We start from the raw sequence: 13,309 nt of genomic DNA, 5'->3' as shown, positions 1-13,309 counted from the left end.
CTCAACCCGAGGGATGAGGCAGCCGCGGTGGTCAGAGGCGCGGAACCTGCCGTTATGGGACGTGGGAATGATGCGCGCAGGATTGCGGGCACGTACCGTTATCTCAGGGGGTTGATCAGGGCAACACCCGATAGCGGCACTTATTGCAACGTGACATCGTTGGAATAACCAACCGGCGAACAGGATCATTCACGTGCAGGCTTTTATGGACGCTCTTAACGTCTTCATCATCGATGCGGCCGCCCAATGGTGGGTGTATCCGCTGCTTTTCGCGCTCTGCCTCATTGACGGGATTTTCCCGCCGGTGCCGAGCGAATCCGTGGTTGTCGCCCTTGCCGCGCTGTCCGTTTCGGCGGGCGTGCCGAATGTGTGGCTGGTCATGGCCATCGCCGCCGCCGGTGCCATAGCGGGGGACAACATTGCGTATGTGATCGGCCGGCGCATCGGCTCGAACCGCTTCAAATGGATGCAGCGGCCGCGCGTCGCCTCGGCCTTCGCCTGGGCGCGGAAGGAACTCGACCGGCGCGGAGCCCTGCTGATCCTCAGCGCCCGCTACATTCCCATCGGCCGCGTTGCCGTCAACATGACCGCCGGCGCCACCGGCTTCCACCAGCGCAGGTTCGTCTTCTTCAGCATCATTGCCGGCATCTCCTGGTCGCTCTATTCCGTAGGCATCGGCGCCCTCGCCGGCCAGTGGTTCCACGACCACAGCCTGCTGGCAGCCGGCCTGGCCATCGTCATCGCCCTGGCCATGGGTCTCGTGGTGGACCATGGCCTGAAACTGCTCTACAAGCGCAAGGTACGCAAGAGCCACGAGGCGGAGGACACCGCCTCGGCCACGGAAGATTCAGCAGCCGCTTCCAAGAGCGCGCACGCGCGGACCGGCACCCCGGTCTCGCACTGAACATCGCGTTTTCCACCACCTCTGCACAACGGCCGCCGAGGCGTGCATCGGTTCGGCTGTCAACGTAAGGTGGTGCCTGTGACTGAGCCTAATTACTCTGCTGACCCTGCCGCCGACGTCGACATTGATATCCGCAGCCTGCCCAAGGTTTCGCTGCACGACCATCTCGACGGCGGACTCCGCCCCGGGACCATCATCGAACTGGCCGCCGAAGTCGGCCACCAGCTGCCGTCCACCGACCCCGTCGCGCTGGGCGAATGGTTCCGGGAGTCCGCGGACTCCGGCTCGCTGGTCCGCTATCTGGAAACGTTCGACCACACCGTAGCCGTAATGCAGACCAAGGAAGGCCTGCACCGGGTCGCCAAGGAGTTCGTCGAGGATCTGGCGGACGACGGCGTGGTGTACGGCGAGGTGCGCTGGGCGCCGGAACAGCACCTCACCAAGGGGCTGACGCTGGATGAGGCAGTCGAAGCAGTCCAGGCCGGGCTGGAAGCAGGGGTGGACGCGGTCGAAGCCAGCGGCCGTCCCATCCAGGTCGGTCAGCTGATTACCGCCATGCGCCACGCGGACCGCGGCCAGGAAATCGCGGAGCTCGCCATCCGGCACCGGGACAAGGGGGCCGTCGGCTTCGACATCGCCGGCGCCGAGGACGGCTTCCCGCCCTACCGGTTCAAGGACGCGTTCACCTACCTGGCCGAAAACCAGTTCCCGGTCACCATCCACGCCGGCGAGGCCGCCGGGCTGGACAGCATCGTCGACGCCCTGGTCAGCGGCCGCGCCCTGCGCCTGGGCCACGGCGTGCGCATCGCCGAGGACATCCAGGTGGACTTCACCCCGAACGAAGAGAACGACGCCGACCTGGGCCTCGTCACGCTGGGCCGCGTTGCCGCCTGGGTCCGGGACCGGGGCATCGCGCTGGAATGCAGCCCGTCCTCGAACCTGCAGACCGGTGCCACCGCGCCCTTTGGCGAGGGCATCGAAAACCACCCGTTCGACCTGCTGTACCAGACCGGCTTCAAGGTCACGATCAACGCCGACAACCGTTTGATGAGCGGCGTGACGCTCACCGACGAGTACGAGTTGCTGGTCGAAACCTTCGACTACGATCTCGATGACCTGCTCGAAATCACGCTCAACGCAGCCGAAGCAGCCTTCCTGCCGCTGGAAGAGCGGGAAGCACTGGTCGAATACATCGCCGAGGGGTTCAGGGCCTACCAGGGGTAAACCTGCCATGGCTGAAAGCACGACGGCGGTCGGCCGGCTTGTGCAGGTGGTGGCGCTGCTGCGCGAGCATTGCTTGTGGACAGCCGCGCTCACCCAGGAGTCCTTGGTCGAGTACCTGATCGAGGAATCCCACGAGCTGGCCGAGGTCATCGAGGCCGGGCCGGGCACCGCAACCGCCGAACTCAAGGGCGAGCTGGCCGACGTCCTCTTCCAGGTGCTGCTGCATGCCCGGATACAGGAGGAGGCCGGCAACTTCGACTTCGGAGATGTGGCGGAGTACCTGAGTGCAAAGCTGGTCCGCCGGAACCGGCATGTGTTCAAATCCGACGGTTCGCTGCAGGAGACCTTCCCCGAAAGCATCGAGGAGATCGTCGCCAGCTACGATGCAGTCAAGCAAGGCGAGCGGCCGGAACGGGACAGCCCGTTCGACGGCATCCCGCCGACCTTGCCCGCACTGACGCTGGCGGCGAAGTCGATCGACCGGGCCAGGCGTGCCGGCTTCCCCGTGGAGCAACAGCCCGGCGCCTCCGCAGCCGGAAACCAGCCACCGGCCTCCGAAACCGAACTCGGAGACCTGCTGCTCGCCGTCGTTAGCCAAGCCTCTGCCGCAGGCCTGGACGCAGAGCAGGCGCTGCGGGGTGCTGTGCGCCGGTTTCAACGCGGCGTAACGGGCGCGTAAGCACGCCCCGTTCTCGATTACGCTTAGACCGACAGTGCTGTCCGGCGGCCTGTTGTAAAGAGTTTCATCTTTCGTTCCAATGAACAGGAGCAATCAATGGCGCTTATTGATGCCATCCACGCGCGTGAAATCCTTGATTCCCGCGGCAATCCCACGGTTGAGGTTGAGGTCTTGCTCTCGGACGGCTCCATGGGCCGCGCTGCTGTCCCGTCCGGGGCATCCACCGGTGCTTTCGAAGCGGCCGAGCGCCGCGACGGCGAGAAGAACCGCTACCTGGGCAAGGGCGTCAGCCAGGCCGTCAACGCGGTACTCGACACCATCCAGCCAGCCTTGGTGGGCCGCGACGCGACCGACCAGCGCCTGATCGACCAGACCATGATCGATCTGGACGGCACCTCCAACAAGTCCAACCTGGGTGCCAACGCCATCCTGGGCGTTTCGCTGGCCGTGGCCAACGCTGCCGCCGAGTCGGCCAACCTGCCGCTGTACAAGTACCTGGGCGGCCCGAACGCACATGTGCTGCCCGTTCCGCTGATGAACATCCTCAACGGCGGCTCCCATGCCGACTCCGACGTCGACATCCAGGAATTCATGGTGGTGCCCCTGGGTGCTGCCACCTTCTCCGAAGGCCTGCGCTGGGGCGTAGAGGTCTACCACAGCCTCAAGACCGTGCTGAAGGACAAGGGCCTGTCCACCGGACTGGGCGATGAGGGCGGTTTCGCCCCGAACCTGCCGAGCAACCGCGCCGCGCTGGACCTGATCACCGAGGCGATCAACAAGGCCGGCTACACCCCGGGCAAGGAAATTGCGCTGGCACTGGACGTCGCCTCCTCCGAGTTCTACTCCGACGGCGCCTACCAGTTCGAGGGCAAGTCCCTGACCGCGGCCGAGATGAGCGAGTACTACAAGCAGCTCGTGGCCGACTACCCGCTGGTCTCCATTGAGGACCCGCTGGACGAGGACGATTGGGAAGGCTGGGCCACCCTGACCGCCGAACTCGGCGACAAGGTGCAGCTGGTGGGCGATGACCTCTTCGTCACCAACCCCGAGCGCCTGCAGCAGGGCATCGACGCCAACACCGCGAACTCGCTGCTGGTCAAGGTCAACCAGATCGGTTCCCTCACGGAGACCCTGGAAGCCGTCTCGCTGGCACAGCGCAACGGCTACACCACGATCACCTCGCACCGCTCCGGCGAAACCGAGGACACCTCGATCGCGGACATCTCGGTGGCCACCAACGCGGGCCAGATCAAGACCGGCGCCCCGGCCCGGTCCGAGCGTGTGGCCAAGTACAACCAGCTGCTGCGCATCGAAGAAGAGCTCGACGACGCCGCGCGCTATGCAGGTGCTGGCGCTTTCCCGCGTTTCAAAGCCTGAACCCTGCCCCTGAATCTGTATCGTCTTAAGCGGGGACTGATAACCTCATTTCCTGCCGACGACCAATGATTTAGGAGCTCCATGGCCACCCGACGCCCCAGAGTGCCACGTGCCGGCCGCCCGGCCGGCGGCAACGGGCCTGTGCAAACAGGTTCCGGTTCAGGGGCGCCGGGTGGTTCCATGTCCGGGAGCGCAGGGCGGACCAACGGCGGCGCAGTGGGGCATGAAAGTGCCCCGTCCGAGGCGAAGGTTATCCGTGCGGACTTCGGTGGCTCCGAGGCTAAGTCCCACGGATCGAAAGCTGAAGGAACCAAAAAGAAGCCCTCGCCGTCGGAAGCCCGGGCGGCCGAACGCCGCGAGCTCTCCGGCGGCATCCGGCAACCCATCATCAGCAGGACGACGCCGCAGGACCGGCCGGAGGACGGCGGCGACGGCACCGGAAGCACGCCGGTCCCGGCCAGGGGTTTCTCCGGACGCATGCTGGCCCTCGCCGTCGTACTCGTGACGATCACCATTCTGCTGGCGCCGTCCGTGCGGATCTTCATTGAGCAACGCTCCGAAATCGCCGCGCTGGAACACGAGATTGCAGCCGAGCAGAAGACCCAGAGCAAGCTGGAGCGGGAGCTGGCCCGCTGGGAGGACCCGGAGTACATCAAACAACAGGCCCGCGATCGCATATTCTATGTAATGCCGGGTGAGACACGTTATCTGGTGACCGGGACCGAGGGGCTGAGCGAATCCGAGGAGCATGCGTCCGTGGCGGCGCCGTCCAACCTGCCGTGGGTGGACGCGTTGTGGGACTCGGTGAAGCGGGCAGCTACCGATGTTCCCGCGGAAGAGAACGAGGAAAAGGCCGGGGAAAAGCCGAATACACAGGCCGAGAAACCAGCGGAATAGCCGGTCTGCCCGGCGGCAGAGATGGCCCGCGGAACCGATGCAGCGCCGAGGCGTGGTCCGCATCGGCCCGGGACGTTGTCGGGAAGCCGTGGCAGCATACAAGCCGGGTCCGGTCTGCCTGCCGGCCCGGGGCAAAAAAACAGCCCGAACCAGTCAGTCAACCCGCCAGGGCCCGCACGCACGAGCCATCCACCCAGCCCCCACCAGCATGTCCGCACAGTCAGGAAGGACCGCGCCATGGAAGACCCGCGCACACCCACACCCCAGGATCTGGAGACCCTCAGCCGGCAGCTCGGCCGGCCTGTGCGGGACGTGGTGGAAATAGGGGCGCGCTGCGTCTGCGGCAATCCACTGGTGGCCACCACGGCGCCGCGGCTGGGCAACGGCATTCCGTTCCCCACGACTTTCTATCTGACCCATCCGATCATCACCTCGGCCGTGTCCCGGCTTGAGGCCGCCGGTGTCATGACCGAAATGACTGAACGGCTCGAACACGATCCGGAACTGGCTGCCGCCTACCGCGAAGCGCACGAGGACTATCTGCGCGTCCGCGACGAAATCGGCGCCCGCACCGGCGTGGGGTCTGTCCCCGAGATTGCCGGTGTCTCCGCCGGCGGCATGCCCACCCGGATCAAATGCCTGCACGTGCTGGTGGGCCATTCGCTGGCCGTCGGCCCGGGCGTCAACCCGCTGGGCGACGAGGCGCTGGACGGGATCGCCGAATGGTGGACCAAGGACCGTTGCTATTGCGACGGCGCCTGGGACGTCGCGGGTCCGGCCCCCTCAAGGGACCTGAGCCGCCACACCAAGACCCAGGGCCTCAGCCCGGAAGAGCTCGAGGCCAAGAAGGCAGAACGCCGTCGTGCTGTCGAAGAGGAACCGGCGGGCGAACACGGCGCGCCGGAACAGGAAGAGGGAGCCCGATGAGCCGCGTAGGTGCCATTGACTGCGGAACAAATTCCATCCGCCTGCTGATTGCCGATATCGACGACGACGGCGTGCTGACCGACGTGGTGCGGCTGATGAAGGTGGTCCGGCTTGGCCAAGGCGTCGACGCCACCGGCATGCTCGCCGAGGAAGCCCTGGCACGTACTTTCGCCGCGGCGGAGGAATATGCGGCCCTGCTGCAGGAGCACGGCGCCGAACGCCTGCGCTTCGTCGCCACCTCCGCCACCCGTGACGCCGGCAACCGGCAGGTCTTTGTCGACGGGATCCGGGAGCGGCTCGGCGTGGAACCGGAGGTCGTCACCGGCGCCGAGGAAGCTGAACTGTCCTTCACCGGAGCGGCAAGCGTGCTGGCCACCGCACCGGGCGAGAAGGTGCTGGTGGTCGACCTGGGCGGCGGCAGCACCGAGTTCGTCCTCGGCACGTCCGAGGGAGTCCAGGCCGCCTTGAGCACGGACATGGGCTGTGTGCGCTTTACCGAACGGCACCTCAAATCGGATCCGCCGACCGCCGTCGAAATCGCCGCCGCGGAATCGGATATCAACGCCTACATCGACGCCGTGCTGGCGGACGTACCGCTCGCTGACACGGACCGGCTGGTCGGCGTGGCCGGGTCCATCACCACCGTGACGGCCCATGCCCTTGGCCTGACTGACTACCAGCCCAACACCATCCACGGAGCGGAGCTGGATACGGCCAAAACCGCTGCCGCCTGCACATCGCTGCTGTCCATGTCACATGCTGAACGCGCCGCGCTGCCCTACATGCATCCGGGCCGGGTGGACGTGATTGGCGCCGGGGCACTGATCTGGCGCACCATTAACAATCGTGTCAATGAACTGACTGCCGGCAGGGTCAACGGGGCCACCGCCAGTGAGCACGACATCCTCGACGGCATCGCCATGAGCGCCGCCCGCGGGTAAGCACGAAGTAACCGAAAAGGGCCGCCGGTCCGATCAACGGTAGGATAGTCCGCCATGCCCCCGTATAACGGACTGGCAGGACACCGGGGAATCCAGGAAAGAGGACACGCATGCACAGCAGGGCCGGAAGACCGGGCCGTCGGGCCACGGTCCGAGCCGCCGCACTCTCTGTGGTCTCCGTGCTGGCCTTGGTAGGCGGCACAGTCTTCGCCCCGGCGGCGATGGCCGACGCCACCCGGGACAAGCAGTACTGGCTGGACTCCTACGGCATCCGCGAAGCGTGGAAGACCTCGCAGGGCGAAGGCGTCAAGGTCGCCGTCATCGACAGCGGCGTGGACGCCAGCCACCCGGATCTCAGGGGCGCCGTCGTCGGTGGTACGGATGTTTCCGGCGCAGGCGCGCCCAACGGGCAGCGCGGCATCGGCCAGACTCCTGAACACGGCACCCTCGTAGCCACCTTGCTGGCCGGCCGCGGCCACGCCCCCGAAAAGAAGGAGGCGGACAAGGACGCCGCCGACAAGGACAAAGACCAGAAGGACGACGACGAGAAGGCGCCTGAGCCCAAGGACAAGGGCATCGGCGCCGGTACCGACGGTGTTATCGGGGTGGCGCCCAAGGCCGACCTGCTGACCGTCTCCACCTGGCTCGGCTCGCCGAATCCGGCCGGTGTCAGCATCGAAGAGCAGATCCCCGCCGCGGTGAAGTGGGCCGTGGACAACGGTGCCAAGGTCATCAACATGTCGCTGACCAGCTCCAGCACGTCCTGGCCCGAAAGCTGGGACGAAGCGTTCCTTTATGCCGAGCAGAACGACGTCGTTATTGTGGCCGCCGCGGGCAACCGCGCCGGCGGAACAGAGCAGTCCGGGGCACCCGCCACCATTCCCGGTGTGCTGACGGTCGCCGGGCTGAACCGCGAAGGCGAAGCCAGCGAAGGCGCTTCGGCCCAGAGCATCGTCATTGGCGTGGCGGCCCCCGCCGAGGATCTGGTGGGCGGCCTGCCCGGAGGCCTCTACGCGGACTGGTCCGGCACCTCAGGCGCCACCCCGCTGGTCTCCGGCGTTGCGGCGCTCATTCGTGCCGAATACCCGGAGATGAGCGCGGCCCAGGTAGTCAACCGCATCATCTCCACGGCCAAAGACGCCGGCGTCCCGGGTCACGACCCGATTTACGGTTTCGGCATTCTCGACGCCGAAGCGGCCCTGACCGCGGACGTGCCGGTTGTCGGCGCGAACCCGGTGGGCTCGATCGCCCAGTGGATCACCGTGCACCGCAGGGGGCAGGTGGCCCCGCTTGAAACCAAGGCCCCCGCCAACCGTGTGGAGGAAGAGCCGGCTGTGCCAGAGCCCACCACTCCGGTGGCAGAGGCGCCGCGGCTCGAAGGGGACGTGCTTCCCGCGGTGATCGTGATCGGGTTCAGCCTCGTGTTTATCCTGGTCATCGGCCTCGGCGTCCAGCAGACGTTGCGCGCCCGTCATCTGGCAGCCGCTGAACAAGGTGGGGCCGACGACGGCGAAGACACGGGTTTCCTGCCGCCGATCCGCGAGCCGCTGCTCAAGGAATCGGGCAAGAGTATGGGCCAAGGAACCGGCAAAGGCAGCGATCCGCAGAACCGCTGACTACACGAGGACCTGACCGCGTTTCAGCGCCCGCTTCACGCGGTTCCGCGCGAGCTCCGGCCACTTAGTGAAAACTTTCACAAAAGGGTTTACACTATTTCGTATGGCATACACTCCTGCTCTTTCAGACCGTCCTCGCGTCCTCGTAGTCGGCGGTGGCTACGTCGGACTTTATGTGGCCCTTAAGCTCCAGAAGAAGGTTAAGGCCCACGGCGGCATCGTGACCCTGGTGGACCCGCTGCCCTACATGACTTACCAGCCGTTCCTGCCGGAGGTGGCTGCCGGCTCCATCGAGTCCCGCCATGCCGTGGTTTCCCACCGCATGCACCTGAAGCAGACCGAAGTCATCACCGGCAGCGTGACCTCGATCGACCATGCCAACAAGACTGCCGTGGTTGAATCCGAAGACGGCGAAGTCAGCTTCGACATCCCGTACCGCGACGTCGTGATTGCCGCCGGCGCGGTGACCCGCACCTTCCCCATCCCGGGCCTCGCCGAAGAGGGCATCGGGCTGAAGACCATTGAAGAAGCGCTGGAACTGCGCAACACCGTGCTGGAGCGGATCGAAGCCGGCTCCATCATGCCGGACGGCCCGGAGAAGCAGCGCGCCCTGACCTTCGTCGGCGTCGGCGGCGGCTTCGCGGGCATCGAAGCCATGACCGAGATCGAGGACATGGCCCGCCACGCCGCGGAAAACAACCCTCGCCTGAAGCGCTCGGACCTGCGCTTCGTGCTGGTGGAGGCCATGGGCCGCATCATGCCTGAGGTCACCGAGCACCAGGCCGAGTGGGTTGTCTCGCACATGCGCTCGCGCGGCATCGAGGTGCTGCTGAACACCTCGCTGGCGTCGGCCGTGGGTGGCAAGCTGGACCTGATCAACATGCCGGACAAGACCCCGGCGCAGTCCTTCGAAACCGACACCCTGCTGTGGACCGCCGGCGTGCAGGCCAACCCGATCGTCCGCCAGTTCGGTTTCCCGCTGGACGACCGCGGCCGCGTCAAGGCCAACGCCGAACTCCACATCATTGATGACAACGGCCAGCCGATCGACGGCGCTTGGACCGCCGGCGACGTCGCAGCCGTCCCGGACCTGACCGGCGGCGGTGTGGGTGGCTTCTGCGTCCCGAACGCCCAGCACGCCGTGCGCCAGGCCAAGCTCATGGCGAAGAACATCCTCGCCGAACGCTGGGGCGTGGGCGAGGTCAAGGAGTACAAGCACGAGAACCTCGGTGCCGTTGCCGGCCTGGGGCTGAACAAGGGCGTTGCCAAGGTCATGGGCATCAAGCTCAAGGGCCCGCTGGCCTGGCTGGCACACCGCGGCTACCACGGCTTCGCCATGCCGACCGTGGAGCGCAAGATCCGCGTCGTCGCCGACTGGCTGCTCAACGCGGTCCTTGGCCGCGACACCACGGAGATCGCCGACCTGGAAACGCCGTACCGCGCCTTCCGCACCGCTGCCACGCCGCCGCGTAAGTCCGCCGAGCCGAAGCCCGCCGAAAAGCAGGCAGAGGACAAGGCCGACGAGCAGGCGCCTGCAGACTCGCGCTAACAACCCGTCAAGCCTCGTAGCGCTAACGATCCGGGATCCGGGTTCAGCGACGGGCGGAGCAGAACCTAACGACGGCGGGAGCCGGGGTTTCGTACGGAACCCCGGCTCCCGCCGTCATGAGCTTGGTTGGCTGTGCGGATGGCGTTGGTTGGCTGGCGATCTAGACTGCAATGATGGAATTGCGCAGCGAACACACGAGAGACCGGCCGGCGATACTGGAATTGACCGGCCGTGCTTTCGCCACTGAGGAAGGGCCCAACCCGCCGGCCGAGGTGGCCCTGCTGGCTGAGTTGTTCGAATGCGACGGCTACCTGCCCGGGCTCTCGATTGTTGCTGTCGATGCGGACATGGTTGTTGGCCATTCGATCACCACCCGTGGTTTTATCGGTGATCAGCCGGCGCTCGGTCTGGGCCCGATTTCCGTCCTGCCCGAACGTCAGGGGCAGGGAATCGGGGCAGCGCTGCTGGAGGAAACCAGAATCCGTGCCGAGGGGATGGGGGAGTCGGTGATCGTGCTGCTTGGACACACCACCTATTACCCAAGATTCGGCTACCGGCCGGCCTCCGAGCTCGGCATCGAAGCGCCGGATCCGCAATGGGGCAACTACTTCATGGCGCTGCCGCTTGGTGGCAGCGAGGTGCCTGCTGGAACGTTCCCTTACGCCGAGCCCTTCGCACGGCTGTAGGCCTTCGTGCCCGCCTCGTCCTGGCCCGGGCGGATCGAGTAGGCTTAGGAGGTGCATTTTCACGGCACGCCCCCGTAGTCCAATGGCAGAGACAGTCGACTTAAAATCGATCCAGTGTGGGTTCGAGTCCCACCGGGGGTACAACTTTCCGTTCCGGAAGGTCTCGGAAGGGTCCTTTTCGGGGTAAAAGAGCCCGACTGTGACGAGCGTTACAATGATGTAACCGAATAGTCTTATTTTTTGGCGATTTGTGCACTAGCTTTTCTTCTAATCAGGAAACCCTGATATTCGCATCGAAGGTTCGCGGACCTTTGGATCGAGGAGAAAAATTCATGACTGCAACACGTAACGCAGTGCTGTTTGGCGCCGGCGGTAACACCGCGCGCGCGGCCAGATTCGCGGCACTCGGTCTCGGCGTCGCACTGTTCGCGTCAGCCTGTGGGGGCGGCACTTCGACCGAAACCGAAGGAAACGGCGGCTCTGCACCCGCAGCCGCCGGGCTTGTCTGCCCAGAGGGCGGCGAAGCCGCGGGTCCGACCACCGGAACCAAGGGGGATCCGGCAGCGGTACCGGAGACAAAGGGGTCCACGGATACACCGCTGAAGATCGGCTCACTGCTGCCCACCACGGGTGCGCTGGCCTACCTTGGCCCGCCCGAAATTGCCGGCGTTGATCTGGCCATCAAGCAGATTAATGAGGCAGGAGGCGTTCTCGGTGAAGACGTCGACGTTGTGCACCGGGACTCGGGCGACACCACCACGGATATCGCCACCCAGTCCGTGTCCGCACTGCTCGGCCAGGATGTTAACGCCATTGTCGGCGCAGCCTCCTCTGGCGTTTCGAAGACCGTAATCAACCAGATCACCGGGGCTGGCGTCCTGCAGATCTCGCCGGCGAATACCTCGCCGGACTTCACGGATTGGGACGACAACAACCTGTACTGGCGTACAGCTCCCTCGGACGTGCTCCAGGGGCGTACTCTGGGCAGCTACATGGTCTCCTGTGGAGCGCAGACGCTGGGCATGATCGTCCTGAACGATGCCTACGGCACGGGCCTGCGGGATAACGTGAAGACCGCGTTTGAAGGCGCCGGGGGCCAGATTGTCGCTACGGAAATGTTCAATGAGGGCGATTCGCAGTTCAGCTCGCAGGTTGACGCCGTCGCAGCGGCCAACCCGGATGCCATCGCGCTGATCACGTTCGACCAGGTGAAGTCCATTGCCCCGCTTCTGCTGGCCAAGGGCATCACACCGGACCAGTTGTTCCTGGTGGACGGCAACACCGCCGACCTGAGTGAAGATATGGACCCGGGCGCCATGGAAGGCGCGCAGGGCACCATTCCCGGCACCTTCGCAAAGGACGAGTTCAAGGCCTCTCTCGCGGAAATCGATGACGCGTTAACTTCCTACGCCTATGCCGGTGAATCCTACGATGCCGTGAACCTCGTGGCTTTGGCCGCCGAAGCTGCCGGCAGCACCAACGGCGAAGACATCGCCGGAGAAATGCAGTCGGTGTCCATGGAAGGCGAGAAGTGCTACGACTTCGCCGGCTGTGTGACCCTGCTCCGCGAGGGTACCGATATCGACTACGACGGCATCTCCGGCCCGATCTCCTTCGATGAGAACGGTGATCCGACCGAGGCCTACATCGGCATCTACGAATACGACGCCGACAACCGGCCACAGCCGGTGCGTGAAGAGTTCGGCCAGCTATAAATAAGAAATCGTCACTCGCAGTCACTCGCACTGACGCAGGAAGCCTCCGCTCTTGGCGGGGGCTTCCTCGCGTGGGGGGGGTCCAGGTTCATGAGGCTAGATCTAGGGCCAAGCCAATCAAGCAAACCCGGCCGTTCGCTAAGCGCTCTTCCGTTATCCACATCCCCGCATCACCTGTTGTGCCCTTCGTCACACGACGGTAGAGTCGAATGTATGTTCGAGTCAATCGTTCCAGCGGAGGTGGATCCGGTGAAGCCGGTTCCCGGGGATCCGGGTGCTGTGCTGGTCCGCGGCTGGGCCGCCGAACTCGCAGGTCTGGACCAGGATGTTTCGGAGGGGGTGCGGATTGACCGGATCACCGCGATGGAGGAACTCAAGGGCGCCCTCGCTGCCGCGCAGGCCCGCGAGACGGAAGCGTTTGTTGCCTCCCGCCGGGAGGCCCGGGCCGCGGCCGGGGTTCCGGTGGAGAGGCGGGGCCGGGGCCTGGCCAAGGAGATCGGCCTGGCCCGGAAGGACTCGCCCAACCGGGGCGGCAAGCACCTGGGCTTGGCGACCACGTTGATCAGGGAAATGCCGCACACCTATAGGGCGCTGGCAGAGGGCCGGCTGAACGAGTGGCGGGCGACCATCCTGGTCCGCGAAACCGCCTGCCTGAGTGTGGAAGACCGCGCCCGCATCGATAAGGAACTGTGTTCGAATCCGAAGACGCTGCACGGGTGCGGGGATAAACGGATCGGGGCGCTGGCGAAGCAGGCCGCGCTGCGGCTGGATCCCCTGTCGGTGGTCCGGAGGGC

11 protein-coding genes, 1 tRNA gene and 1 pseudogene are annotated in these 13,309 nt (G+C 65.5%); all 13 read left to right on the top strand.

All coding sequences use genetic code 11. From position 1 onward, the window contains the following. The first annotated feature begins 205 nt into the window (after nucleotides 1-205). Complete coding sequence (locus AC5RWO_RS19440; RefSeq protein ID WP_498733293.1) at nucleotides 206-904, top strand: DedA family protein; 699 nt, start codon at nucleotides 206-208, stop codon at nucleotides 902-904. Between the two features lie 78 nt (nucleotides 905-982). Then, nucleotides 983-2,128 (top strand): adenosine deaminase, encoded by a 1,146-nt coding sequence (locus tag AC5RWO_RS19435; RefSeq protein WP_074699251.1) that lies wholly within the window; start codon nucleotides 983-985, stop codon nucleotides 2,126-2,128. A 7-nt stretch (nucleotides 2,129-2,135) separates the two neighbouring features. After that, the gene (locus AC5RWO_RS19430) at nucleotides 2,136-2,807 is read left to right on the top strand and encodes a MazG nucleotide pyrophosphohydrolase domain-containing protein (RefSeq protein WP_498733291.1); all 672 of its coding nucleotides are present in this window, start codon (nucleotides 2,136-2,138) and stop codon (nucleotides 2,805-2,807) included. A 96-nt stretch (nucleotides 2,808-2,903) separates the two neighbouring features. Further along, the gene (eno, locus tag AC5RWO_RS19425; RefSeq protein WP_498733289.1) at nucleotides 2,904-4,184 is read left to right on the top strand and encodes a phosphopyruvate hydratase; all 1,281 of its coding nucleotides are present in this window, start codon (nucleotides 2,904-2,906) and stop codon (nucleotides 4,182-4,184) included. A 180-nt stretch (nucleotides 4,185-4,364) separates the two neighbouring features. After that, nucleotides 4,365-5,081, top strand: coding sequence for an FtsB family cell division protein (locus AC5RWO_RS19420; protein ID WP_498733288.1), 717 nt, complete (start codon nucleotides 4,365-4,367; stop codon nucleotides 5,079-5,081). Nucleotides 5,082-5,318: 237 nt separating this feature from the next. After that, nucleotides 5,319-6,008 carry a DUF501 domain-containing protein gene (locus AC5RWO_RS19415; protein WP_498733286.1) on the top strand — a complete coding sequence of 230 codons (690 nt, stop codon included), beginning with the start codon at nucleotides 5,319-5,321 and terminating at the stop codon, nucleotides 6,006-6,008. After that, complete coding sequence (locus AC5RWO_RS19410; RefSeq protein ID WP_498733284.1) at nucleotides 6,005-6,949, top strand: Ppx/GppA phosphatase family protein; 945 nt, start codon at nucleotides 6,005-6,007, stop codon at nucleotides 6,947-6,949. The genes AC5RWO_RS19415 and AC5RWO_RS19410 overlap by 4 nt, the downstream gene beginning before the upstream one ends. A 110-nt stretch (nucleotides 6,950-7,059) precedes the next feature. Continuing rightward, nucleotides 7,060-8,565 (top strand): S8 family serine peptidase, encoded by a 1,506-nt coding sequence (locus tag AC5RWO_RS19405; protein WP_498733282.1) that lies wholly within the window; start codon nucleotides 7,060-7,062, stop codon nucleotides 8,563-8,565. A gap of 103 nt (nucleotides 8,566-8,668) precedes the next feature. Beyond that, complete coding sequence (locus AC5RWO_RS19400) at nucleotides 8,669-10,114, top strand: NAD(P)/FAD-dependent oxidoreductase (RefSeq protein WP_498733280.1); 1,446 nt, start codon at nucleotides 8,669-8,671, stop codon at nucleotides 10,112-10,114. 173 nt (nucleotides 10,115-10,287) lie between these two features. Beyond that, complete coding sequence (locus AC5RWO_RS19395; protein WP_498733278.1) at nucleotides 10,288-10,800, top strand: GNAT family N-acetyltransferase; 513 nt, start codon at nucleotides 10,288-10,290, stop codon at nucleotides 10,798-10,800. Nucleotides 10,801-10,868: 68 nt separating this feature from the next. Further along, nucleotides 10,869-10,941 (top strand) — tRNA-Leu (locus AC5RWO_RS19390). 191 nt (nucleotides 10,942-11,132) lie between these two features. Beyond that, nucleotides 11,133-12,515: an ABC transporter substrate-binding protein gene (locus AC5RWO_RS19385; protein ID WP_498733276.1), complete on the top strand. Its 1,383-nt coding sequence runs from the start codon at nucleotides 11,133-11,135 to the stop codon at nucleotides 12,513-12,515. A gap of 213 nt (nucleotides 12,516-12,728) precedes the next feature. Next, a pseudogene (locus tag AC5RWO_RS19380) lies at nucleotides 12,729-13,309 on the top strand (HNH endonuclease); the annotation flags it as partial.

It is taken from the genome of Arthrobacter sp. B055-34 (assembly GCF_059090425.1).
The sequence above is the reverse complement of the archived record's forward strand: the minus strand, read 5'-3'. Positions and strand labels throughout refer to the sequence as shown.